At 48.8% G+C, this 22,615-nt stretch carries 24 protein-coding genes and 1 pseudogene; 11 read left to right on the forward strand and 14 right to left on the reverse strand.

The features are described 5' to 3' along the window. Positions 1 to 2: 2 nt before the first annotated feature. The 4 genes from NC996_RS22050 to NC996_RS22065 all read left to right on the forward strand — a co-directional run bounded on the left by NC996_RS22050 (position 3) and on the right by NC996_RS22065 (position 2,388). The gene (locus NC996_RS22050; RefSeq protein WP_190414073.1) at positions 3 to 260 is read left to right on the forward strand and encodes a hypothetical protein; all 258 of its coding nucleotides are present in this window, start codon (positions 3 to 5) and stop codon (positions 258 to 260) included. 354 nt (positions 261 to 614) lie between these two features. Beyond that, positions 615 to 872 carry a DUF1816 domain-containing protein gene (locus NC996_RS22055; RefSeq protein WP_190414070.1) on the forward strand — a complete coding sequence of 86 codons (258 nt, stop codon included), beginning with the start codon at positions 615 to 617 and terminating at the stop codon, positions 870 to 872. A 438-nt stretch (positions 873 to 1,310) separates the two neighbouring features. Further along, on the forward strand, positions 1,311 to 1,529 hold the full coding sequence (locus tag NC996_RS22060) for a hypothetical protein (RefSeq protein WP_190430515.1): 219 nt from the start codon (positions 1,311 to 1,313) through the stop codon (positions 1,527 to 1,529). Positions 1,530 to 1,716: 187 nt separating this feature from the next. After that, a complete protein-coding gene (locus tag NC996_RS22065) occupies positions 1,717 to 2,388 on the forward strand; it encodes an alternative oxidase (RefSeq protein WP_190414066.1) in 672 nt (223 codons plus the stop codon). A gap of 27 nt (positions 2,389 to 2,415) precedes the next feature. On the opposite strand, the gene NC996_RS22070 is transcribed toward NC996_RS22065, so the two are convergent. Next, on the reverse strand, positions 2,416 to 3,417 hold the full coding sequence (locus NC996_RS22070; protein ID WP_190682016.1) for a DNA polymerase III subunit delta': 1,002 nt from the start codon (positions 3,415 to 3,417) through the stop codon (positions 2,416 to 2,418). 139 nt (positions 3,418 to 3,556) lie between these two features. Next, complete coding sequence (gene tmk / locus NC996_RS22075) at positions 3,557 to 4,219, reverse strand: dTMP kinase (protein WP_190682019.1); 663 nt, start codon at positions 4,217 to 4,219, stop codon at positions 3,557 to 3,559. A 66-nt stretch (positions 4,220 to 4,285) separates the two neighbouring features. Here tmk and NC996_RS22080 point away from each other — a divergent pair, with 66 nt between their 5' ends. Continuing rightward, positions 4,286 to 4,453, forward strand: a complete 168-nt coding sequence (locus NC996_RS22080) for a hypothetical protein (protein ID WP_190527336.1) — start codon at positions 4,286 to 4,288, stop codon at positions 4,451 to 4,453. 59 nt (positions 4,454 to 4,512) lie between these two features. Beyond that, a complete protein-coding gene (locus NC996_RS22085) occupies positions 4,513 to 4,860 on the forward strand; it encodes a hypothetical protein (protein WP_190414060.1) in 348 nt (115 codons plus the stop codon). Positions 4,861 to 4,908: 48 nt separating this feature from the next. Here NC996_RS22085 and NC996_RS22090 read toward each other — a convergent pair whose 3' ends face one another. The 6 genes from NC996_RS22090 to NC996_RS22115 form a co-directional block, all read right to left on the reverse strand. Further along, positions 4,909 to 5,331 carry an FHA domain-containing protein gene (locus tag NC996_RS22090; protein ID WP_190414059.1) on the reverse strand — a complete coding sequence of 141 codons (423 nt, stop codon included), beginning with the start codon at positions 5,329 to 5,331 and terminating at the stop codon, positions 4,909 to 4,911. A 70-nt stretch (positions 5,332 to 5,401) separates the two neighbouring features. Next, positions 5,402 to 5,596 carry a hypothetical protein gene (locus tag NC996_RS22095; RefSeq protein ID WP_190438021.1) on the reverse strand — a complete coding sequence of 65 codons (195 nt, stop codon included), beginning with the start codon at positions 5,594 to 5,596 and terminating at the stop codon, positions 5,402 to 5,404. Between the two features lie 114 nt (positions 5,597 to 5,710). Then, the gene (locus tag NC996_RS22100; protein ID WP_190682022.1) at positions 5,711 to 8,167 is read right to left on the reverse strand and encodes a heavy metal translocating P-type ATPase; all 2,457 of its coding nucleotides are present in this window, start codon (positions 8,165 to 8,167) and stop codon (positions 5,711 to 5,713) included. 474 nt (positions 8,168 to 8,641) lie between these two features. Further along, entirely contained in the window at positions 8,642 to 9,118 is a 477-nt protein-coding gene (locus tag NC996_RS22105; protein WP_199292049.1) for a DUF2752 domain-containing protein, read from the reverse strand. Between the two features lie 48 nt (positions 9,119 to 9,166). After that, positions 9,167 to 9,430: a TM2 domain-containing protein gene (locus NC996_RS22110; protein ID WP_190414164.1), complete on the reverse strand. Its 264-nt coding sequence runs from the start codon at positions 9,428 to 9,430 to the stop codon at positions 9,167 to 9,169. A gap of 113 nt (positions 9,431 to 9,543) precedes the next feature. Then, the gene (locus tag NC996_RS22115) at positions 9,544 to 11,088 is read right to left on the reverse strand and encodes a CPBP family glutamic-type intramembrane protease (protein WP_190682024.1); all 1,545 of its coding nucleotides are present in this window, start codon (positions 11,086 to 11,088) and stop codon (positions 9,544 to 9,546) included. A gap of 252 nt (positions 11,089 to 11,340) precedes the next feature. Between NC996_RS22115 and NC996_RS22120 the strand changes: the two genes are divergently transcribed. Both NC996_RS22120 and NC996_RS22125 read left to right on the forward strand, forming a co-directional pair. Next, positions 11,341 to 12,684, forward strand: coding sequence for a histidine phosphatase family protein (locus NC996_RS22120; RefSeq protein ID WP_190682054.1), 1,344 nt, complete (start codon positions 11,341 to 11,343; stop codon positions 12,682 to 12,684). A 76-nt stretch (positions 12,685 to 12,760) separates the two neighbouring features. Continuing rightward, the gene (locus NC996_RS22125; protein WP_190682056.1) at positions 12,761 to 14,026 is read left to right on the forward strand and encodes a dihydroorotase; all 1,266 of its coding nucleotides are present in this window, start codon (positions 12,761 to 12,763) and stop codon (positions 14,024 to 14,026) included. A 97-nt stretch (positions 14,027 to 14,123) separates the two neighbouring features. Here the strand turns inward: NC996_RS22125 and lepB are convergent, their stop codons facing one another. Further along, positions 14,124 to 14,717, reverse strand: coding sequence for a signal peptidase I (lepB, locus tag NC996_RS22130; RefSeq protein ID WP_190414052.1), 594 nt, complete (start codon positions 14,715 to 14,717; stop codon positions 14,124 to 14,126). A gap of 258 nt (positions 14,718 to 14,975) precedes the next feature. Here lepB and NC996_RS22135 point away from each other — a divergent pair. Further along, positions 14,976 to 16,207 (forward strand): annotated as a pseudogene (locus NC996_RS22135) (amidohydrolase family protein). A gap of 91 nt (positions 16,208 to 16,298) precedes the next feature. On the opposite strand, the gene tsaE reads toward NC996_RS22135, so the two are convergent. Both tsaE and NC996_RS22145 read right to left on the reverse strand, forming a co-directional pair. Continuing rightward, entirely contained in the window at positions 16,299 to 16,751 is a 453-nt protein-coding gene (tsaE, locus tag NC996_RS22140) for a tRNA (adenosine(37)-N6)-threonylcarbamoyltransferase complex ATPase subunit type 1 TsaE (protein ID WP_190438177.1), read from the reverse strand. 153 nt (positions 16,752 to 16,904) lie between these two features. Continuing rightward, positions 16,905 to 18,296 (reverse strand): gluconeogenesis factor YvcK family protein, encoded by a 1,392-nt coding sequence (locus NC996_RS22145; RefSeq protein WP_190414050.1) that lies wholly within the window; start codon positions 18,294 to 18,296, stop codon positions 16,905 to 16,907. Positions 18,297 to 18,676: 380 nt separating this feature from the next. Between NC996_RS22145 and ruvC the strand changes: the two genes are divergently transcribed. Continuing rightward, on the forward strand, positions 18,677 to 19,207 hold the full coding sequence (gene ruvC, locus NC996_RS22150) for a crossover junction endodeoxyribonuclease RuvC (RefSeq protein WP_190682029.1): 531 nt from the start codon (positions 18,677 to 18,679) through the stop codon (positions 19,205 to 19,207). A 291-nt stretch (positions 19,208 to 19,498) separates the two neighbouring features. Then, the gene (locus tag NC996_RS22155; protein ID WP_190425888.1) at positions 19,499 to 20,203 is read left to right on the forward strand and encodes an SH3 domain-containing protein; all 705 of its coding nucleotides are present in this window, start codon (positions 19,499 to 19,501) and stop codon (positions 20,201 to 20,203) included. A 216-nt stretch (positions 20,204 to 20,419) separates the two neighbouring features. Here the strand turns inward: NC996_RS22155 and NC996_RS22160 are convergent, their stop codons facing one another. The 3 genes from NC996_RS22160 to NC996_RS22170 form a co-directional block, all read right to left on the reverse strand. Continuing rightward, the gene (locus NC996_RS22160) at positions 20,420 to 20,734 is read right to left on the reverse strand and encodes a hypothetical protein (RefSeq protein ID WP_190414044.1); all 315 of its coding nucleotides are present in this window, start codon (positions 20,732 to 20,734) and stop codon (positions 20,420 to 20,422) included. Positions 20,735 to 20,901: 167 nt separating this feature from the next. Next, positions 20,902 to 21,396, reverse strand: coding sequence for a molybdenum cofactor biosynthesis protein MoaE (locus NC996_RS22165; protein ID WP_190414042.1), 495 nt, complete (start codon positions 21,394 to 21,396; stop codon positions 20,902 to 20,904). Positions 21,397 to 21,546: 150 nt separating this feature from the next. Then, entirely contained in the window at positions 21,547 to 22,593 is a 1,047-nt protein-coding gene (locus NC996_RS22170; protein WP_190682033.1) for an aspartate carbamoyltransferase catalytic subunit, read from the reverse strand. Between the last annotated feature and the right edge of the window lie 22 nt (positions 22,594 to 22,615).

The raw sequence follows: 22,615 nt of genomic DNA on the forward strand, positions 1-22,615 counted from the left end.
CTATGCCAGAGAATATCAATAAATTAAGCTTTCTCAACCCCCAGAGTCGTTATTGGGGTCGTTTCACTCCAGAGGAGCTAGCTTTTAATGCGAATTTACAGGAATTTGCACAAAAAATTTCTTATATATCTGCGTTGCAAACCGGAGGTAAGATTTCTTCCGAACAGGCATACAAGGATATTAAGTCTCTGTGGAAGCAGTTAAAGACAAGTAAAAAAGAACTAGGCGTGGGAGCAAATATCCCAAAAACAGAAAGCTAGTGATATGGTCAACAGTTACGCTGCTAATGTCAGGGTTTATTGATTATTCAGCAATATCTTGAACTTTAAGGTTGTATTGCATACACTTGTGCCAAGTTGCATCCGTTAAACTAGAATTCAAGAACAAATTTTGTCTTTTATATTCTTTGAGGTTTTCTAAAAGATATAAAATATCAATTTGGCGATCGCATCTGAGTACAGTAACGCAGTTGTATGAAAGCAGAATCGTACAACTATGAGCCGACTGCCAGGTTATCCTATCGAGCTGGGCAGAACTGTCATTCAGTTCAAACGAGAATTTCAATGCCTCTGTCTAGTTTGTCTAATCCCTAATTCTCTTAGTTATCACTTCCTATGGCACTGCTCAAAACAATCAAAGAGGTCTTGACAGGATTTGCACAAGGTCTCCGAATGTCTTGGTGGGTGGAAATTGCCACTACTGAGCCTCGCTGTATCTACTATTTTGGTCCCTTTCACAACTCCGCTGAAGCAGCAACTGCGTGCCCTGGCTATATTGAAGATATCCAAAGTGAAAAAGCTGGCGGGATCGAAGTCACCATCAAACGCTGCAAGCCAAGCGTGTTGACGATGTGTGAGGAAGAAGTCAACTAAGAAAACTGTCCGAAATCTACCATTCAGTGGTTGGTATATAAGATCACCAAGAGATTTAACGTAATGCCCACTCCTCCGGTAGAAGTTCAGGGAAGGGGTAGGCATTAACTTGGTTAATAAGGACAACAAATGAATGGCAATCTCCCTCTGGGAGTTTCTACACGGTACTACACGGTCAGGGAAACAGCGATTATCCTCCGGAAACGCTAAGTCGGATGGCGAACTGACAAGTCAGCGCGAGGCTAACGCCTCGCTTCGCTAACGCTATCGCGCTTTTGTTAACCCTTCCTTGTCGAACCCTCTGCTTAGTAAACTCCCAGCTTCCCTTTTAAGGGACTGTTTGTAAATTACACTTGGTGGCGCTATTGCCTGAGCTTTTGTAACTTAGCGTCCCTATTAGTTTATATTTATAAACACTATTGAGGAGACAAAAAGATTATGACTCAACCTCAGTTCCATGATGAATTGACCCTTTCGGAAACAGCAGAACAATTTGGAAAAAAAGCTCTAAAATTAGGTCTTATCCCTAGTTTTGTCGTCCGCTACTTTCCAGATAGCAGCCAATTCTATATTCCTAACGAAACCGAATCTGAACCGCTCACCCCAGAAGAGGCATATCTGCGTCTGAGAAAATTAGTGGAACAATCTGGTCAATAAGTGTTGTCCGCACAGTAGATGTCCGGCAGTCTCAGTAGGTGAGTATTAGGTAGGTATAAAAATTCAATATCAGCTAACCCCCTGCAATACATCAATCGGGTTACTTGGTTTGTCAATTATTTTACATTTATTTATACTTAATCCATGAGTTTATAATTATTAGTCGTTTTAAAAGCAGACTAGGAGAATGATTCGTTTACTCGTTAGTTTCTTAGAATTTATTTTAAAAACTTTTTACCAAGAGCGATGGTATGCAAGATTTTATGTATTGGAAACGATCGCTCGCGTTCCTTGTTTTGCTTATTTATCGGTTCTTCATCTCTATGAAAGTCTCGGCGCGTGGCCTTATGCTGATTGGATCAAGGTTCACTTTGCTGAGTCCTGGAATGAGTTGCATCATCTCCGCATCATCGAAGCATTGGGTGGGGGGAAATCGTGGAGCGATCGCATGATTGCTCGGATTGGCGTCCTGGCTTACTACTGGATTCTAGTCTTTGTATACATGATTGCTCCCAGATCGGCTTACTACTTTAATCAGTTAGTCGAAGAAGGTGCTTACCACACCTACGATAAATTTCTAACAGAGCATGAGGCTGAACTCAAAACTCAGCCAGCTCCACAGATAGCAATTGATTACTACCACGAGGGCGATCTTTACATGTTTGATGATTTTCAAATCTCTCATACACCAAGGGAGCGTCGCCCAAAAATTGAGAATCTTTACGATGTGTTCGTTGCCATCCGCAATGACGAAAAAGAACACATCACAACCATGATTGCCTGCCAGCAACCAGACGCAAAAGAAAAAATTAAAAGCCCCCATTCCCCTGAATTTAAGCCCTCATCTGAAGAGAGTTAAGGCAATTTTTTCCTCTCAAATGGTGGCTTAAATCATTTCTAATAGCGTTACTTCCCAGACAAGTCGCGGTTGAGCATAACTCAGGAGAGATTGGCGGGCTTTTTCGAGTTGCTGGAGGGGCAATTTATGAATTACACCGTTCAAGAATTCCTGCCAGTAAGTGTGCTGTAGATAATCAACTAACCACAGTTGGGCTTCTGTATCGAGAGTTTTATCAATCCGTTTGGCGAGTTCAAGGGCGTCACGAAACGATTTTGGCAGATGGATAACGTCCTGAAGTAAGTCTTGGGGAATCGTTTGGAGTTGCTCCCAGGAAGCGATCGCATTTCCCGGACTACCTTGCGCGATCGCTAACACCGTCGGATGCTCCAAAATCTCTTCGTGACCCGTCTTCCGCAACACCTGCTCCATTGCCGCCGAGTCTAAACCATAAAAAGGAATGTGCTGACAACGCGATACCAGCGTCGGTAACAACGACGACTGAGTTGGTGCGATTAAAACCAGTGTTGCCCGTCCCGGTTCTTCCAGGGTTTTGAGTAAGGCATTTGCAGCCGATTCTGCCATTGTTTCTGCTTGTTCCAGCACAACGAGCGATCGCGGTGCCTCCAGCGCCGAACGTCCCAGAAATTGGGTAATTTCCCGAATTTGCTCCAGCCGGATTTGCGGCGGAGCCTTGCGCTTGACACCCGCTTCGGCGGCTTCGGCGGCAGATAATCGTTGACCCTGATGCAGATAGGTCGGTTGCACCCAAAATAAGTCTGGATGATTGCCCTGCCGCAAGCGGTTTTTGATAGACGCAATACTCCCCTTGCTTGCTTCCTTAATCACAGGAGATTCGGGGGCGTCTGGCTCAGTTGTGGGTAGGTTGGCACAGAACAAAAGGTCTACAAAGCACTGAGCCGCCATGCTGCGTCCGATGCCTTCGGGACCCGCAAATAGATAGGCAGGAGCAATCCTATTTTGAGCCACTGCCTGAGTTAGTAACTCAACCGCTCGGTTTTGTCCGACAAGTTCCGCAAAAAAATCCATTTAACCGCAAAGAAAGGCAAAACTCAAAAAATTTGCAAGCAGTACCATTTACCCTGGAGACGCGATATATGGCGTCTGGAACCAACCCTCAAAAATTGTCTTGATAGTTTAATCCCCACTGCCAGGGAATTATAGATTTTTAATTTTCTAGAGACCATTCCCGAAACCGTTGAGTCAAGATAGCCTGAATTTGCCCTTGGACTTCTGCCTCAGTGCCACTGCCATCCACCCGCACAATCCGCTGGGGATGGGCTGCTGCTAAGGCTCTAAACCCCTGCTGTACCCGTTGGTGGAACGCCAATTCTGCTTGCTCCATTCGGTCGGCGGCTCCCCTGGCTTTAGCGCGTGCTAGACCTATTTCAACGTCAACATCTAGCCACAGGGTGAGGTCGCTTTCCAGTCCGTCTGTCGCCATTTGGCATATCTTCTCGATTAAAGATAGGCTAAGACCTCGACCATAGCCTTGATAAGCAATGGTGGAATCGGTGTAGCGATCGCACAAAATAATTCCTCCCGCCGTCAGGATTGGTTTTAGTACCTCCTCAACGTGCTGCGAGCGGTCTGCTGCATACAACAATAGTTCTGTCCGGTGTTGAATTGGGTGATTCAGAGTCCCTTCGAGCAACAAGCGGCGCAAAGCTTTACCCAATTCTGTACCCCCCGGCTCTCTGGTAATCGCTACCTGCGAGAAAGTCGGAGATTCCGCCTTCATCTTTTCCAGAAGCCAATCGCGCGATCGCTGCATCTGAGTTGTTTTACCGCTTCCTTCCACTCCCTCAAACACAATCAGCTTGCCCTGCATTCCCCAATCCTTATCATCACAGCCCTTTTTTCTTGCTCAAGATCGGGATGTGGCTCACCAGAACCGATGAATCCACTACCCACTCATCCTTCATTCTTCCAAAGTATCAGTCAACCCCACCCCGTGCTTTTGGTAACTTCCCTACTTAGTTCTTCCGGAGGAGCGACTGGTATGCTGGAAGCTGATAAAGGCTGGGTGATGGCTCTAGCCTTAGAAGCAAGCATTCCTTTCTGACCCGAAACGAAGGTTCGGTATGATAAGAGGGTCGAGGGATATGACGTCGGGGATTTTTTATGGCTCGTTATACTTGTTCATTTATCGTTGCAGTTCCCCTTGAGCGTCTCCAGCAGGTGCTCATAGAAGTTTTGGAGTCCTGTAATTTCGATATTATCTACAACACTGGAGACTACTTGATGGCTCGCGAGATACCGGGTCACGTCTCTTTTGCCAAGCTGGTGACGGTGGAAGTGCTCATCGATAAATCGACCGCTACCGACCGAGAAGTGCGGATGAATTTTGTAGTGAAAAACGAAGAGTTGCCCCTGCAAGTGGACAACCACTGCCACCAGATGTTCTATCAGGTGCATCAGGCGATCGCGGAAAATCGCCATTGGCAACTAGTTGAAAGCGTCGCCGGATAGACAAGCTTCCCCCTGGGAAGTTCTCAGGCGAGATTTTCATGGAGAAAATTAAGGTTCTTCCCCATCGCCAACCATATTGGGACTAATCAGGGTAATGTCCCACTCATCTGGAGGTCCCGTGGGAATGGATTCTCGCTTCAGGTGGAAATAACGTGCCCGCACTTGCGGCCCAAACACAATCTCATCTTCATCTTCGAGATCGTGAGCTTGGAGTTTTCGACCATTGATCAACAGACCATTGGCGCTGGGCTTGCCTTTGTCGCCATCGACAATTCGATAATAGTAAGAGCCATCCGCACGCAATTTTTGCACTAAAGTTGCGTGCCGACGCGATACAAATTGGGAGTACAACCGGATATCGCACTTCTGGTCTCTGCCAATGCAATATTCCGGCTTTTCTAAGGGAAACTCCTTACGTCCCTGATCATCTTCAATAATCAATATATGGTTCAGATGCAGTTTTACAGCCATTGAAAAATTATTTAAGAGAGGGCGGTTGGTTTGTGAAAAACAGTTACTTAGACTAACAGTGGCACCATTCTCAACCGGCGGGATAAGCGCCTGTGCCTGCACCCTGAATATCAACACTCGACCGAGCATTATCTTGAGGAAAACAAGAGGCGCTTTGGCGGAGGTTGGCAGGACTCCAGCGTAACACCCTCGCCTTCCCTGAAGCCAGTGTCGTCAGCTTGGAGCAGGCTTGATGTGTTTGGAGGGTTATAATCTCCTCTATCATATTGTGGCACACCGAGTTAGCGGTCAATTGTTCGTTGGCAGTTATCGAAAAGCAGGTTTAATTTAAGATTTTTGTAACAAACCAATCCGACTGATTAAACGCGCCTGGACTCAATCAGTTATCGGTAGAGAGAGATTTACGGAGCAAAAGCGAGTTAGTGACGACGCTGACAGAACTAAAAGCCATTAATGCTCCGGCAGCAGATGGGCTGAGAACAAGCCCGAAAGTGGGTAGCAGCACACCCGCAGCAACTGGCAAGGAGATAGTGTTGTAGGCAAACGCCCAAAACAGATTTTGGCGGATTTTGTTGAAAGTCGCACGGGAAAGCTGGATTGACTTGACAACATCCAGAAGGCGATCGCGCATCAGAACAATTTGAGCAGTTTCGATGGCGACATCGGTTCCCCCTTGGAGGGAAATGCCGACATCTGCTTGTGCCAAAGCGGGGGCATCGTTAATGCCATCACCAACCATTGCGACGTGCTGACCCTGAGCTTGTAGCTGGGCAATTGCGGCTGCTTTGGCGTCTGGACGGACATCTGCTAAGACATCCGAGTCTGGATTAAGTTCCAACTGGGACGCGATCGCCCTAGCCGCTTCCAGCCGATCTCCAGTCAGCAGCATCACCCGCAATCCCATCTGCCGCAAGCGTGACACCGTTGCTTTCGCATCCGGACGGAGGGTATCGGTGACGCCAATCAACCCCGCTAATTGACCGTCAGCGGCGACATAAACCACCGTTTTCCCCGCAGATGCCAGTTGTTGAGCCTGGTTTTGTTCGGAATCGCTGAGGGAAATTCCTTGCTGAGTCAACCAATCTGCGTTCCCCAGTAAAACCCGCACGCCTTCGACCAAAGCCGATACCCCTAGTCCCGGTTCCGTATAAAACTCCTCGGCAAGGGGGATGGTTAACTCTTGGCGGTGCGCTTCTTCCCCGATTGCCTCTGCTAGGGGATGGGTGGTGCCACTTTCTGCCGCCGCCGCCAGTTGGAGGAGGATTTCCGGAATGAAATTCCCCATCGGCAAGCAATCAGTCACGATGGGATGACCCGTGGTGAGAGTACCCGTCTTATCAAATACCACGATATCCAGGTGGTGTACCCGTTCCAGCACGTCGCCGCCTTTGATCAACAGCCCTCTTTCTGCCCCCAGACCCGTTCCCACCAAAATTGCCGTAGGGGTCGCTAAGCCTAAAGCGCAGGGGCAAGCGATGACGGAGACAGAAATTGCTAGCTTTAAACTGAGTAACAAAGCTGAGTGCTGTAGAGGTGGGGTTTCCCCGCCCATGCCGCTGGCATGGTGCATGACTGCGTGCATAGCTGAGTGGCTTTCTATCCCCACTGCGCTCAACATCGTGACATCAGGCCAAAGTTGAGAGCCGATAAAGTACCAGAATAGAAACGTTAACGTTGCTGCTGCCAGGACGCCGTAGGTGAAGTACCCCGCAACCGTATCCGCCAATAGCTGCACGGGGGCTTTCCGGATTTGGGCTTCTTCGACCAGGGCGACAATTTGTGCCAGAGTCGTATCCTTGCCGGTGCGAGTTGCCTTGATCGCGATCGCTCCCGACTGATTCAGCGTCCCAGCTGCCACCGAGTCTCCCGCTTGCTTCATGACCGGAACTGGCTCGCCAGTCAGCATTGACTCATTCACCGTTGTCTGACCCGCTACCACTTCTGCATCGACCGGGATCTGCTCTCCCGGCAAAACCCGCAACCATTCACCTACGCGGACTTGCTCAACGGGGATTTCAATGCCCCCGAAGTCGCTCCCCTTAGCACTTCCTGTGGGCGTAGAGCCAGCAGCCGTAGGATTGGCAATTAAACGAGCAACTTTCGGCTGGAGCGCCAACAATGCCTGAAAGGCTGCGGCGGCACGACCTCTTGCCCGTTGCTCCAAGGTGCGCCCTAGCAGGATAAAGCCTAACAGCATGACCGGCTCATCAAAAAAACATTCCCAACCCAGCTGAGGGAATAGCAACGCCACGCAGCTAGCCGTGTAAGCTGTAAGCGTTCCTAGCGCCACCAGGGTGTTCATATTGGGAGCATTTCGCCGCAAGCCCCGCCACCCATCGACTAATATCTGGCGTCCGGGAAAGAGTAACGCTGCTGTTGCTAATCCCCAGTGAAACCAAATGTTGGTCAGGGGTGAAAAATAAGCGGGAAAAGAGATGAAGTGTTGATTGAGATGACCAATTCCGGACAGCAAAATCAGAACGCCCGCAATGAATAATTGCCTCAACTGCTGGCGATTTTCTAGGGCGTGCCGTTCTGCTGGACTCAGAGTCTCTTTTGCTTTTTCGCCTGCGTTGGTGCCGAGACGAGGCTGGGTCGGAAATCCAGCTTCTGTCACCTGTTCGGCTAACGCAACTGGGTCAATCGCACCCGCTTCGCACTCTACGACAGCGACTTCTGTCACCAGATTAACGCGGGCGGAAACGACGCCTGGATGCTGGGTTAGCTGTTTTTCTACCGCTTTCACGCAGCCTGCACATTTCATGCCTGTGACATCCAAGGCGATCGTCTCTACGGGCGATGCAGGGCTAGCGACTACGGTTTCTGGGGATTGCATAGAGAATCTTGGGACTTTCCACGACACCTCAACGCCGGATTGTTCTGGCGTCTCTATTTTGAGGGTAGGCGAAAGTCTGGGCGATCGCGCAAAAATTCTTAATCTTTTTTAAGTTAGTTACCCGCGAACGGTCAACGGCTACTCCAGCGAAGATACATCACGTAGACCAGTGCTAGAGCCTGCATTGGCATGAGCGCGGCATAGCCCCTAAAGAAGAAGTTAATCTCTAAGCTAGACATTACACTGAAATATCCCATACCTAACAAAGCTAGGAACATGGGTAAAATCAGTTTTTTGGGTTTGCGTATTAGCATATTAAGTCATGAGAAAGATTTACAGAAGCAACTTAATTTAAACATGAATAAATTATCGCCCTATCTGTTAAATTTATCGTTGCAAAAACGACAAAATACAAACAAGCGATCGCAAATAATTTAACCTAAAAACAAAACTTTTTATACAAGCATGAATTCCTCAAAAAAATAGCTGACCTAAGGGTGAATGAACCAAGGCGAGATATAGTTCTCCAGACTTTGATAAATAATACAAGCGCAACGCATGGTAGCTTAAAATTAGAAGTAGGCTCAGCACCTGTAGCTTTCGGGTCCTAAGCATTTGAACATACAAGACGGCGATTTTACGTCCCGCGATTAGTTCAAGTGTAATATGAACTGTTGCAATCAAAAAGGCAGCGAATAAAACCGGGCCGAACAGGTGTTCTGCTAAGGCGCAACTCCAATCTCCTCGCACAATTGCCATAAAAGACCGAGTCATGCCACACGTAGGACAAGGAATCCCTGTAAAGTGCCGAATTGGGCAAACTAGGAACGTTACTTTATATCCTTGGTTATAAAAGTAGGTTCCCACTAGAGGTGCTGAACATATTCCTAATATCAACCAGCGAATCCGTCGAGCATTGCTAGACAGATTAGAGCGAGATAATTTAGACATGGCTCAAGTTAAGCTAGCGTCTACCCAAGCGCTCTCGCAGGGGTCGATCTAAAACCAACCCTTCTTGCTAACAAGGTAAGTGCTGACGAATTCTTCGTCAGATTTTGTCAAATAAGTTATTCCCTCGATCAAACCAATAATGCCCATAATTGGCGAACCGATTCCACAGGTAAGCAGGCTAACCAGCAACATGATGATGCCTTCTGTGTTATAGCCAAGAACAAACTTATGGATACCTAAAGCCCCGATAAGAATCCCGCAGACTCCAGCGGCGATTTTTTTGCTGGCATCAGTAGAGTTTCCATCCCTCATTTGTGTGAACCCTTGAAAAATTTGCTTTCCGCTTTTAGTGTTCCCAGTTGGGTAACGCATCTATCACAAGACGGAAAGCATTGATTCTTCTTAACAATGACTGGAAGGAAACATCACGCAGATCCACTACCCAAGAGGAAAAGACTCAGCAAAGTGCCACCATTCCAGAGAGAGTGGAGGAGTATCGGTGCAAGGAGGTTGCGCGATCGCGTATACACCACTCCCAAAACCATCCCCAAAGTCGCCAGGGGCAGGATTTCTGAGAGATTCAGGTGAACAATCGCAAAGAACAAACTACTGAGCGCGATCGCTCCCCAAACAGGCATATAACGGGTGAGAGATGGCAATAGAAAACCGCGAAACAAGAACTCCTCAAACAACGGTGCCGCCACCGCCGCCGTCAAGAAAAAGATCGCCAGCGCCACACTATCTTGCCCCTCTAGAGCAATCGGTAAAATCGGATTGCTGCCCCCCTGTCCCTGCCACAGCTTTTGGTTAATCAGCGACACCACAATCACCAGAGGCAGCGCGACTAAATAGCCGCCCAATCCCCAAAGAATCCAATTTCCCCGCCAATTGAATCGAAACCAACCTTCTGGCAACGGTAAAAAAGAGCGGATGGATAAATACAGAACCAGCAGACACTCGAACGCCAATGTTGCATAACTCACCAGAACAAAAGCAGCTTGTGTCCGAATATCAAAGCTGGCTCGATTTAGGGGCAGTAAGCTAAAAAAGAGCGGCAGCAGAAATTGACCGATAAAGAAAAAGCCCACGACAAACACCTGCCAAATAATTTCGGCATTCCAAGGCGTTGTCCAGGGGACATCGGCATTTTGAGCGAGGATGGCTTCTTTTCCCTTAATTAGCACTCCCGCTAGCAGAAAAATCAGCAATCCTAATCCCACCAATACTCCCACTAGCGGGATTGCTCCGACAATCGCTAATTTTACAATTGCAGCTTCAGCGCGCTCCTGTTCTTGTGCCTGGAGTGCCGCCAGTTCCTCCTGACGTTCCTGTACTTGGTAGAGTTTCGTCAAAGCGCGATCGCGGAACCAGCCGTCTAAATGCTCTTGAATTTGCGGCTGGGCATCCAACATCAGACTGGGTGGCTCGCTCCAAAGTCCCACCAAAATCGCCGCTGGCTTAGTCTGTAACTCGCTCGCCGCTTCCTGTTTAGACCGATTAATTAATTCCGTCCAAGTTTTAATTGCCGCGTCTGTTTGTCCTTGTTGAGCTTGTAAAATTCCCAACCGCAAGTCAAGCTCAGCAATCAGCTGTTTTACCTTCTTGATTGACGCCTGCAATTGCTGCGGTGATTTAGCCGCATCTGGATTCGCATCGGCTTCCGATTTCAGCTTTTCGAGCTGTCCTTGCAGCTTTTCCAGAGTGGCTCGATCCTCCGAACGCGCCTCCTCATACTGCTTTTGGGCAGTTTTTAAAGGATCTTCACCTAAAAGAGCGTTCCGGGCGTTTGTTAAATTGGCATCACTAGCTTTGTCGCCCTGCCACTCACTCGCTTGGAGTAACAAATTCGTTTGGTACAGTTCCAGGCGACCTTGAATCTGAGGCTGATTCCAGCTATCCAGTAATGAGTGGGTAATCAGAAACAAAGCCAAAATTGTCAGCAACCCCAACAGCAACCGCTTAATTGTCATGAAAACTCCTGTAGGCTCTTAGTGTCACGGCACCTATGAGGAATATCTTAGATGCGTGTCCGGGACAGGTTAAAATTCTCCTGAACCTTTTTGCTCTTGATGATGGGCGTGGATTTCTCGCCTAGAGCATTAGGGGAACTTTACCTTACCAAACTGAGGCAGAGCCGACCTAATTCTTCTCTAGCTAAGCCAGCGAACAAGAATATGTAGGCTGCTGTCTTTGCAGTGCTAGTTTCCACGGAGGATATCACCCTGAATACTCGAGTCATTCTCGTGCGTCATGGTCAGAGCAGCTATAACAGTGAGCGTAGAATTCAGGGCCGCTGTGATGAATCAATTTTGACGGAAAAAGGTCGCGCGACTGCCCGTCAACTTGGCGCTACTCTGAGTAACTTGAAAATTGATGCGATTTACAGTAGCCCCCTGCAACGGGCGAAAGCAACCGCAGAGATCGTTCAATCCAGTTTGGCGACGCCTGCCCCCTTAACAGCGTCCGATAACTTGATGGAAATTGATTTACCCCTTTGGCAGAAAATGCTTTCCGTGGAAGTGCAGGAGAAATTTCCTGAAGATTACCAATGTTGGCATGAGCGTCCCCAGGAATTTCGGATGAGCGTCCCGACGCCAGAGGGATTAAAAGAACACTTCCCAGTCTTAGCCATCTACGAGCAAGCGCGGCAATTCTGGCAGGAAACTTTATCCCGCCATGCGGGAGAGACGATTCTCATTGTGGGGCATAACGGCATCAACCGGGCTTTGCTCAGTACGGCAATTGGAATATCGCCACAGCGCTACCATTCGATTCAACAGTCGAATTGCGGCATCAGCGTGCTAAATTTTGCCGCTGGTTGGGGCAAACCGGCGCAATTAGAGTCGATGAATCTCACTGCCCATGTGGGAGAAGTGCTGCCAAAGCCGCGTCCGGGTCATCGCGGACTCCGTTTGTTGCTGGTACGCCACGGGGAAACCGACTGGAATCGCCAGAAACGCTTTCAAGGGCAAATTGATGTTCCCCTCAACGATAACGGTCGAGAACAAGCCCGGAAGGCGGCGGAATTTCTCAAGGATGTGCCGATTGACTTTGCCGTAACTAGCCCGATGCTGCGTCCCAAGGAAACAGCCGAGATAATTCTGAAATATCACCCCAACGTCCAGATTGAACTACAGGCACCTTTGGCAGAAATTAGTCACGGGCTGTGGGAAGGGAAATTTGAAGAAGAAATCGAGCTGTCGTATCCGGGGATGCTGCAACAGTGGCGAGAGTTTCCGGAGACGGTGCAGATGCCAGAGGGAGAGAACTTACAACAAGTTTGGGATCGAGCGATCGCAGCTTGGCAAGACATGGTCGCGTCTTATTCTGGAGATCGACCGAAAACAGGTTTGGTGGTTGCTCACGACGCCACGAACAAAGTCTTACTCTGCTACCTTTTGGGTTTAAATCCAGAAAATTTCTGGAGCATTAAGCAGGGGAACGGGGCAGTGACGGTTATCGACTATCTTCAAGGGCCAGAAAGTACGCCGGTGCTGCAAGCGATGAATGTCACAACTCACTTAGGTGGGGGCGTTCTCGATCAAACGGCTGCCGGTGCATTGTAGAGTGATGAGTTATGAATTTTGAGTTTTGAATGAAGAAACTTTTTATCTCAAAACTCAAAACTCAAAACTCGAAACGATTATGAATGAACTGCTCCAACAAGTACGGGTCATCGACCCAGTTTCTGGAACCGACCAGATTGCCGATATTCTGATTGCTGATGGTTATATCCAAGCAGTCGAAACTGAAATTTCTGACTTGTCCGCTGACACGACTGTCCGGGATTGTCGGGGATTCGTCGTAGGGCCAGGGTTAGTAGATTTATACAGCCATTCTGGTGAGCCTGGGTTTGAAGAGCGGGAAACCTTAGCCTCGCTCGTTGATGCGGCAGCAGCCGGGGGCTTTACTCGGCTGGCAATCTTGCCAGATACTCTACCCGTTCTCGACAATTTAGGGGGTTTAGCCTACCTTCAACAAGCCAAAATCCAACATCCAAAATCCAAAATTGAATTTTGGGGGGCGCTGACTGTTGGTATCCAAGGGCAGCAGATGACATCCCTGGCTGAAATGGCGGCGGCTGGGGTGGTAGGCTTTGCAGATGGTCAGCCTGTGCAAAATCTGGCGCTGCTGCGACGCCTGTTGGAATACCTCCAGCCGTTAGGAAAACCTGTGGCGTTGTGGCCTTGCGATCGCGCTTTGAGCGGCAATGGGGTGATGAGAGAAGGCTCGGCGTCGATTCGCTTTGGGTTGCCAGGAAACCCAGCGATCGCAGAAACATCGGCGCTGGCTGCTTTGCTTGAAGTGGTGGAAGCTACTCGCACCCCTGTCCATATCATGCGCGTTTCCACTGCTCGCAGCGTTGAGCTAATTGCGAATGCCAAGGCGCGGAATTTACCAATCGCCGCCAGTACTACCTGGATGCATTTATTGCACAATACGGAGGCGGTAAGCAGTTATGACTCGAACTTGCGACTAGAACCCCCTCTCGGCAATTCTTCAGACCAAGCGGCGCTGATTCAGGGGATACAGAGTGGGGTGTTAGACGCGATCGCGATTGACCATACTCCCTACACCTACGAAGAGAAAACGGTCGCCTTTTCCGAAGCACCCGCGGGCGCAATTGGTCTAGAGTTGGCTTTATCGCTTCTGTGGCACACCTTTGTTGCGACTGGCGACTGGTCAGCTTTAGAACTGTGGCGGGTTTTAAGTACCCATCCGGCGGAGTGTTTGCAGCAAAAACCGCCAGCGATCGCGCCCGGTCAACTGGCTGAACTGGTCTTATTTGATCCCCAGTTAAGCTGGACAGCGGACAGACAAACCCTGAAATCCCGCTCAGAAAATACCCCTTGGCTAGGGCGATCGCTGACGGGTCGGGTTTTACAAACTTGGGTAATGGGTAATTAGTCAGTCAAACCGAAGAAATATCTAACTGTAGGGGCGGATTGAGCGAGGGGTTTAGTGACGCACAAATATCTTGGTGAAACTCGCCCCTATCTCCCTACTATTCCTTGGTATAAGCTGGAGCGCTATCCACTTCTCCGGCACGTTGGAGGGGCCAAAAGCGCACCACAGCACGACCAATGATTTTTTCGCGGGGGACAAAACCCCAATAGTGGCTGTCGTAACTGTTGTTGCGATTATCACCCAGTACCAGGTAGGAGTTTTCTGGCACCGTCACCGGCCCATAGGTATACTGTGGCTGTTCTTCAATATATTTTTCTGACAGGGGTTTCCCGTTGACATACACCCGTCCCCCTTTCACCTCTATCTTTTCCCCAGGTAAACCAATCACGCGCTTAATAAAAGCATCGTGAAAGTTTTGCTTTTCTAGCGCTTCGGTCGGCGCAAACACCACAATGTCGCCCCGCTGTGGAGATCGGAAGTTGTAACTAACCTTGTCTATAATCAGACGGTCATTGATTTGTAGTGTAGGCAGCATTGAACCCGAAGGAATGTAGCGTGCTTCCGCCACAAAAGAGCGAATTCCAAAGGCCAGAATGGCACTCAAGCCAATCGTTTTTATTCCCTCTATGAAAGGATTTTCGGCTTTTGGTTGGGGGTTGAGGTCAGGTTGTTGATTCTGCACGTCAGTCATAAACGGTTAATCACTCAAGCAAATGAATGAAATTGATTCCCTAGGTAATTATTTATTTTAAGGAAGACGGATGATTAGCTATATATATTGTGTACAAATTTTGTCTAAATATATCCGGCTAATATTACAGATATTTAGCTTCTGTCGTTTACCCGGTTGCTGGATGGTCAGTTTAGAAAAGTGCCATCTTACGACAAAGCGCGATCGCACCATGCAATTGTCGCTCACACTTAACTACTGCATCAACAACTGATTACCATGTTTTCTGTCCCCTCTCTGTTGATTCGCAATGCTCGAATTCTCCCGCCTACGGGTGAATTTTTGGTTGGGGAGGTGCAAACCTTGGGTCGGGAAATTGTCCGGGTTGCACTAAAATCCTAGCATCTGGAAATCCTAGCATCTGATAGTCTACTAGTGGATAAAGAGATAGACGTTCAAGGTCTGACTTTGTTGCCGGGAGTCATCGATCCGCAGGTACACTTCCGAGAACCGGGACTCGAACACAAAGAAATTTGTTCGCGGCGAGTTGTGCTTGTGCTAAAGGCGGGGTAACGTCGTTTCTGGAAATGCCCAATACTCGCCCCCTGACAACTACCCAAGCGGCTCTCGATGATAAGTTGCGACGAGGTGCCCAGAAGTGCTTAGTTAATTATGGCTTTTTTATTGGGGCAACCGGAGAATATCTGTCGGATCTTATAGAAGCGCATCCCACCTCTGCAATCAAAATTTTTATGGGATCGATGCACGGTCAATTACTGGTGGATGGATATACGGTATGGAGTCTATTTTTGCAAAGGGAAATCGCTTAATTGCCGTTCACGCAGAAGACCAACCTCGGATAAACCAGCGACGACAAGAATTTGCTGGAATTCACGATCCAGCCATTCACTCTCAAATTCAGGATAATCAAGCCGCTCTTTGAGCTACCGAATTGGCGCTCTATTTATCTAAAAAGTATCAGCGACGCTTGCATATTTTACATCTGTCCACAGCCCAAGAAGCCGATTTATTACGTCAAGATAAACCGAGCTGAGTGAAAGCAGAAGTGACGCCGCAACACTTGCTGCTGAACACCAGTGCTTATGAGAAAATTGGCACTCTGGCGCAGATGAATCCGCCATTGCGATCGCTCCACGACAACGAAGTTCTTTGGCAAGCGCTACTCGATGCTGACTTCAGCCATGCAGGGACGCTGTAGTGTTTCCCAAGTTGCCAACTGGATGTCTGCGGCTGTCGCTAAGGCGTATCAGATTCCCAAAAAAGGTGCGATCGCTCCCGGTTATGATGCCGATTGAGTTCTGGTAGATTTGGACAATTATCGTCCAGTATTGCGCGAAGAATTGCTAACCAAATGCGGCTGGAGTCCCTTTGAAGGCTTGAATTTGACGGGATGGCCTTGTTCTATCACCATTGTTGGCGGTCAGGTTGTTTATGAGCGGGGGAAGCTGAATCTAGAAGTGCGGGGTGAAGCCTTGACATTTAACGAATAATTAAACGCTCTCGGTACGCCAAGGTAAGCGCAAAGGTACGCAAAGGAAAGACGCGATAAATCAGTGTCTAAACGAGAGCGAACCTTTGTGTTTAAAATTTTATTGACTTAAAATCAAACTCACCCGCTGGAATCAGGTTGGCTTGGCGACCATTATTCGCACAGTAGGTTAGATGGACGCTTAAAAAGCTGGGCGGCTGATATGGCAACCGTTCTGCCCACTCTATCGCCACAATTCCCAGGGGCACCTCGAATCCTTCCCAGTAGGTTTCTAAATTCAAAGCTTCGACTTCTTCTGGCTGCAAGCGGTATAAATCCAGATGATACAGGGGGAGGCGTCCTTGTGCGTACTCGTTAATCAGAGTGAAGGTGGGACTCACAATCGGCTCGGTAATGCCCAAACCCTCGCCAATGCCTTGCACCAGCGTGGTTTTGCCAGCGCCCAAGTCGCCTTCTAATAAAAGTACATTACCGGCGGGGAGGGATTGACCGAGTGCAATCCCTAGCGATCGCGTCGCCGCCGCATCGGCAAGAGAAATGACAATTGACTCCAAATTACTCAAAACTCAAAATTTAAAACGCTTAAAAGTACACTACCAGCGCGGAGGGATTGACTGAGAGCAATCCTAAGCGATCGCGTCGCCCCCGCATCGGCAAGAAAAATGACAATTGACTCCAAATTACTCAAAACTCAAAACTCAAAACTCTACTGCCTGGGCGCGACTATACCACCTCAGCAACACCCGTGCCAGCCGCTCAGGATTGTGGCGTACATAACCCGTCTCTGGGTCTTCATCCATCACGTTGGTTAAAACAATGCGACGCCCCAGCAGCCCAATGGCTTCTCGATCTAGAAAAACCGGATGGGAACTTTCTTGAGCATAGCGAATCAGGGCATTCGCACTTGGAACTTTCCGCTGCACCAAGACGGCGTTAAATAGCGGTCGTCCGCAGGCGGCGTCAATGGCGCGAATGTGGTCTGCAACCGTGTAACCTTGGGTTTCTCCCGGTTGGGTCATGATGTTACAGACGTAGATGCGGGGAACCTGCTTTTGGGCGATCGCTTCGGCAATCTCTGGCACCAATAAATTGGGAATCACGCTTGTATAAAGGCTTCCAGGGCCGATGATAATGTAATCGGCTTCCTCAATTGCCTGTAAAGCTTTAGGCAAAGCGGGGGGGTTGCTAGGAATGCAACCAATTTTCTTAATCTGACCATTGGCTTCTGTAATGCTCGATTCCCCCTCAATGGTGCGTCCATCCTCTAACTCAGCCCAGAGGCGAACATCGCACAACGTTGCCGGTAGCACCCGCCCTCGCACAGCTAAAACTTGAGAACTGGCAGCGATCGCTTGCTCCAAATCTCCGGTAATATCGCTCATTGCCGTCAGGAATAGGTTGCCAAAACTATGACCGTTCAGACCATCCCCAGCCTTAAAACGATATTGAAACAATTCAGTTAATAACTTTTCTTGGTCTGCCAATGCCGCGATACAGTTGCGAATGTCTCCCGGCGGTAGGACGCCAATTTCTCGCCGCAGACGACCAGAGGAGCCGCCATCATCTGCCACCGTTACAATCGCCGTAATGTGGGCGCTGTATTCCTTCAATCCTCTGAGCAAAGTAGAAAGCCCGGTGCCACCGCCGATTGCCACGATTTTTGGCCCCCGGTTAAGTTTGCGATGCGCCAACAGCACATCAATCAGTTCTTCATCCTGGGAAGGCTTGAGTACCTCGGTAATCGCTCCCATCGAGCGGGTTTGTCCTAAAAAAATAAAAAATAAACCCAAGCCAATCGCGATTGGACCGGACACATAATTGGGAATAATCGTGGTAATCGCTTCCAGAATGTTCCCAATGAACTGAATCAATAAGAAAATTGGGGTCAGTTTCACCCAAATCGCCAAACCTAGGCTGGTTAGCAGCACGCCTCCCACACTGATCAGCAACCAGCGTTTTACCAATAGTCCGGGCGCTAACCACTTAAACCAGCTATTGACTCGTTGGGGCGTCCTAGGCTTAAAACTCCAGACCATATGCGAATCTTGTTTGAGCGTGCGTAAGGCTTGTTTGAAAATAACGTTTGACATTGCGGATTCCTAGGGGACACAAAGGCAAGACTCGACTTTAACGTTGCTCGGCGAATCCACTCAAGTAAGGCGCGATTGATGAATCGTCTCTACGGATTGATTGGACTGGCACGGGGAAGGCAGAAGTTGCTACCCACTGAGCAACACTAAGGCTGTGCCCATCAGAATACATTTTCACTAAGCCACTCAGATGTGACATACGAAACTAAGAAACAGAGGAGGGGATTTTTCAACTCAGCTTATGATAGGTTGCGACGGTTTGCTGCTTGGATCAGGAATCAAGGTGTTACGACTGAGTGATTAGACCCGCTTGTTGCTTCTGCGCGTTCAATTTCCCGATTGCAGTTCCCCACTGATGTGAATCCCCAAAGCTAGGCTAGATGGAAAAGCGTATTTTAGGACTAGACCCCGGACTTGCCAGATTAGGATTTGGGACAATTGTCTGCCAAAAGGTAGATTATGCCGCAGCGGCAGGTGGCGATCGCGCGAAGCGCCAAGTAAAAACTGCGTCTGAGGTGGTAAGTTTACTAGATTTTGGCGTGATTCAGACCTCGGCAAAGACGGAGATGGGGGAGCGACTCCGCACGATTTACGACGATCTGCACACGCTGATGGAGCAGTGTCAACCCCATCTGGTAGCAATCGAGAAATTATTTTTTTATCGGATGGGAAACACGATTGTGGTGGCTCAAGCACGGGGGGTGCTGATGTTGGTGTTGGCACAGCACGGGGTTCCGTTTGTTGAGTTTACGCCTGCCCAAATTAAACAAGCGCTGACTGGCATGGGAAATGCGGATAAGTCCGAAGTGCAGCAAGCCGTGGCGCGGGAGTTAAATTTGGGATACATTCCCAAGCCGGATGATGCCGCCGATGCCCTTGCTGTAGCGTTAACGGCGTGGTTTCAGGAGTAAAGGCGATCGCTTTCTGGAGACTGAGTGCGGTGAAGCCCAAAGAGCGATCGCTCTTACTCTTGACATTTCTGCCTTCTTTCCGATGATTTGGATTAATCTTTACTTGTATGCTATTTGACGAGGAGACTTCTAAAAGATTAACGATTCTGATGTTCGGTAGCGTCAAAGCTGAATAAAGATGCTGGGCAACTGAAGCCGAGCCATCTTCAAAAACTTGGTTCTACCGTCAATCGGTTTTTCTTTGCTGAAGTCTCTAACAAAAACTTTTTGGTGAGATGAGGAGTTGACCGTATGAAAAAGATGAGTCGCTGGGGCAAGCCTATCGCTCTCTTTAGTTTAGGCTTGAGCGTCGTGGGAAGTCTGAATTTTCCCACTCCTGCCATTAGCACAACCACAACTGCTAACACGATTGCACAATCAGAACAGAACTCAGTTCAACCTGGGGGCAGCTTTGAAATAGCGCAAAGTCTGGTAGGACAATGCCGCGCTACGAAAGCGCGGATTTTTGTCTATACGCAGCGATCGCTCTCCAGCCAAACAATTAGAACGCTCGCTGCTGGCGAACAAGTTACCCTTGCAGACAATGGCAGCGCTGGTTTTATCGCCATCAGTGCCCCTGTAACCGGGTATGTCCAAGCAAGAGACCTCACAACCTGCTCTGGAGTCAATCCTACCCCTAGACCTACTCCCAGCCCTACCCCGACTCCCAACCCAACTCCCAGCCCGAATCCCAGACCGAATCCTACAACTAGCCTTTGCCGCGTCATTACCTACAAGGGCGCTGAAGGGATGGCTATTCGTACCGCACCCGGCAAAAACGGTACTAGAGTTGGCGGAGTTAAGTTTGGAGATAGAGTCACCCTCAGAACCAGTCCTCCAGCATTCACCTTCGACGCCGAACGCCGTGCCTGGGTTCAGATTACAGCCCCTGTTGCCGGATGGATTTCTTACGGGTTTCCCAGTTCAAACTCGACCAATCTCGGCACTTGTCGCTAGGCTTCATCGTCTATTAAGCTAAAGCCATAAAAGCAAAATCACCCCATTTGAATTGCCAAAATTCGGAAATGGGGTGATTTTCTATTAAGCGTGAATTCAATTTTACGATTCAGTTTTAATGAGGGAATCAACCTCGATTAATTGAGCATTAAACAATTAGCTATTGGCTCACAGGGAAGTCTGATACTAATTTTAGGGATTCAGACAAAATTTATACTACTCTACTTGCCGAACTGACATCCGGTGCAGCGGCAGAGTCAGGACAGAAGTAAAGGTCAACAAGTAAGAAAAAGCAGCCGTTAACTTCAAACTCATCAACAAAATCTCCCACTCAGGGTGGCTAAACTTCAGGATACCTACAACAACGCAGTAAACTATCCAGTAAGTAAAGCTCATTGTCAATAGCATTTCCTCCGTTTCTTCAAGCTCATCCACTTGAGTTTGTTTGTCAACGGATAGTAAGAAAAGTCCAGCAATACTACCCACAAAAGAAACAAAAAGTAAATATTCGTGCCAGTTCAGATTTGGCATTAGCCTATCCCCTTTATCCCCAAATTATGAATTGGGGATCAGTCTAAAGGATAATTTTCCTGGGATAAAGCAATAGTTACAAACTGCAATCTAAAGCCCTTGAAAGTTTAAAGTTTTGTAAAAAGTATCGGTCAAGGGCATTCTTTTCTGAACCAGCAGAAGGCGACTTAACACCCCTCTGGCTGGGTTTCACAGGCACCGATACTCACCCAACTGCTAGAACCATCTGCCCAATGTTCCTTTTTCCAGATGGGGGCATTGTGCTTTAGGGTATCAATTGCATATTGGCAGGCTTCAAAAGCTTCTGAGCGGTGAGGACACCCAACCGCAACCAACACGCTGATTTCGCCAATCTGCAAGCGTCCGATGCGATGGTGAATCACTACTCGATTGACATCCTGCCAGGTTTGGCGGATATTGGCAGCAATTTGACTAAATATGTGCAAAGCCATCGGTTCGTAGGCTTGATACTCCAAAGCAACCACCGGCTTCCCATCAGTTTGATTGCGTACCATTCCACTCATGACTACCACGGCTCCGTTGGCAGGATCGTCCGCTAGTGAGTAGACTTCCTCCATTGATAAGGGAGCGAAGCTAATCGTAAAACTATCTTTCGCGGAGGGTTGATTGGGAAGGTTTAGGAGAGTGGTGACGCCATTCATCACGTTGAAATCCTGAGAAAGGAACTGGATCTATTTTGATCGATCCAGCACCCGCATTACCCTAAGCGATCGCTCCTTGCACTTGTTGTTCCAGATTGTGTTGTTCCAGATTGTGTCGATGTACCCCAAGATTTTGCAGAACCCTGGCTGCTAAACCTTGCCACCGCCCATCAGATATAGGAGCGCCATACGGACAGCCACGCCGCTAGTCACTTGCTGAGAGATTAAGCTGAACTGGGGGTCGTCCATCAAGTCAGAGCTAATTTCTACGCCTCGGTTGACGGGTCCTGGGTGCAGTACCTTAACGTCAGTTTTGCAGAGTTTCAGGCGATCGCGTGTTATCCCATACCGCTGATGGTACTCTCGCAAACTCGGCAGCAAATGCTGCGTCATCCGTTCCTTTTGCAGCCGCAACGTCATCACAAAATCAGCATCTTGTAAAGCGGGTTCCAAATCCCAGTGGAGAAAAAGCTTGCGGCTGGGAATGGGGGATTGGTCGTGGGTGCTTGGTAACGGGCGATCGGCTCCCTGGCTCCCCTCCTCAGTGCCATAGGCGGCAAACAACTGAGGGAGAAGCGTGGGGGGTCCTGCTAAGTGAACCTCCGCACCCGTTGCCGTTAAACTCCAGATATTCGACCGGGCAACCCGCGAGTGGAGAATGTCGCCGACAATGGCAATTTTTTTATCTTTGAGCAGTTCAAGTCGCGGGTGATCTGGGTCTAACAGGGTACAGATGGTGAAAAGATCCAGCAATGCTTGGGATGGATGTTCGTGCTGACCATCCCCGGCATTGAGGACGCCCACCTTTGAACCTAAGCGATCCATTTCGGCAGCGATCGCTTGCGGCACCCCCGCCTCCCGATGACGAACCACCATCATGTCCGCACCCATCGCTAAATAGGTTTTCGCCGTATCTAAAATGGTCTCTCCTTTTGTTAGAGAAGATGTTGCCGCTGCAAAGTTCAGCGTATCGGCAGAGAGACGCTTTGCCGCTAGTTCAAAACTGCTGCGGGTGCGGGTAGAGGATTCAAAAAATAGATTGGCTACCACCTGACCTTGTAACGTAGGCACTTTCTTCGTGCGTCGCGACAGTACCTCTCGGAAACTGGCGGCAGTTTGCAACACAGTATCGTATTCAATTGGGGTGAAATCAGCTAAGGAAAGAACGTGGTGACGAGTCCAGGTAGTGGTAGCCATTAGGTGTGGTCAGTAGCAACGA

The sequence above is a fragment of the Trichocoleus sp. ST-U2 genome, assembly GCF_039961875.1.
In the GTDB taxonomy this organism is placed as follows: domain Bacteria; phylum Cyanobacteriota; class Cyanobacteriia; order Cyanobacteriales; family FACHB-T130; genus FACHB-T130.

Bases quoted from the DNA above. Each gene is read 5' to 3' on its own strand.
- NC996_RS22050 (WP_190414073.1), top strand. From the start codon at position 3: ATGCCAGAGAATATCAATAAATTAAGCTTTCTCAACCCCCAGAGTCGT.
- NC996_RS22055 (WP_190414070.1), top strand. From the start codon at position 615: ATGGCACTGCTCAAAACAATCAAAGAGGTCTTGACAGGATTTGCACAA.
- NC996_RS22060 (WP_190430515.1), top strand. From the start codon at position 1,311: ATGACTCAACCTCAGTTCCATGATGAATTGACCCTTTCGGAAACAGCA.
- NC996_RS22065 (WP_190414066.1), top strand. From the start codon at position 1,717: ATGATTCGTTTACTCGTTAGTTTCTTAGAATTTATTTTAAAAACTTTT.
- NC996_RS22070 (WP_190682016.1), bottom strand. From the start codon at position 3,417: ATGGATTTTTTTGCGGAACTTGTCGGACAAAACCGAGCGGTTGAGTTA.
- tmk (WP_190682019.1), bottom strand. From the start codon at position 4,219: ATGCAGGGCAAGCTGATTGTGTTTGAGGGAGTGGAAGGAAGCGGTAAA.
- NC996_RS22080 (WP_190527336.1), top strand. From the start codon at position 4,286: ATGAATCCACTACCCACTCATCCTTCATTCTTCCAAAGTATCAGTCAA.
- NC996_RS22085 (WP_190414060.1), top strand. From the start codon at position 4,513: ATGGCTCGTTATACTTGTTCATTTATCGTTGCAGTTCCCCTTGAGCGT.
- NC996_RS22090 (WP_190414059.1), bottom strand. From the start codon at position 5,331: ATGGCTGTAAAACTGCATCTGAACCATATATTGATTATTGAAGATGAT.
- NC996_RS22095 (WP_190438021.1), bottom strand. From the start codon at position 5,596: ATGATAGAGGAGATTATAACCCTCCAAACACATCAAGCCTGCTCCAAG.
- NC996_RS22100 (WP_190682022.1), bottom strand. From the start codon at position 8,167: ATGCAATCCCCAGAAACCGTAGTCGCTAGCCCTGCATCGCCCGTAGAG.
- NC996_RS22105 (WP_199292049.1), bottom strand. From the start codon at position 9,118: ATGTCTAAATTATCTCGCTCTAATCTGTCTAGCAATGCTCGACGGATT.
- NC996_RS22110 (WP_190414164.1), bottom strand. From the start codon at position 9,430: ATGAGGGATGGAAACTCTACTGATGCCAGCAAAAAAATCGCCGCTGGA.
- NC996_RS22115 (WP_190682024.1), bottom strand. From the start codon at position 11,088: ATGACAATTAAGCGGTTGCTGTTGGGGTTGCTGACAATTTTGGCTTTG.
- lepB (WP_190414052.1), bottom strand. From the start codon at position 14,717: ATGACTGACGTGCAGAATCAACAACCTGACCTCAACCCCCAACCAAAA.
- NC996_RS22145 (WP_190414050.1), bottom strand. From the start codon at position 18,296: ATGTCAAACGTTATTTTCAAACAAGCCTTACGCACGCTCAAACAAGAT.
- ruvC (WP_190682029.1), top strand. From the start codon at position 18,677: ATGGAAAAGCGTATTTTAGGACTAGACCCCGGACTTGCCAGATTAGGA.
- NC996_RS22155 (WP_190425888.1), top strand. From the start codon at position 19,499: ATGAAAAAGATGAGTCGCTGGGGCAAGCCTATCGCTCTCTTTAGTTTA.
- NC996_RS22160 (WP_190414044.1), bottom strand. From the start codon at position 20,734: ATGCCAAATCTGAACTGGCACGAATATTTACTTTTTGTTTCTTTTGTG.
- NC996_RS22165 (WP_190414042.1), bottom strand. From the start codon at position 21,396: ATGAATGGCGTCACCACTCTCCTAAACCTTCCCAATCAACCCTCCGCG.
- NC996_RS22170 (WP_190682033.1), bottom strand. From the start codon at position 22,593: ATGGCTACCACTACCTGGACTCGTCACCACGTTCTTTCCTTAGCTGAT.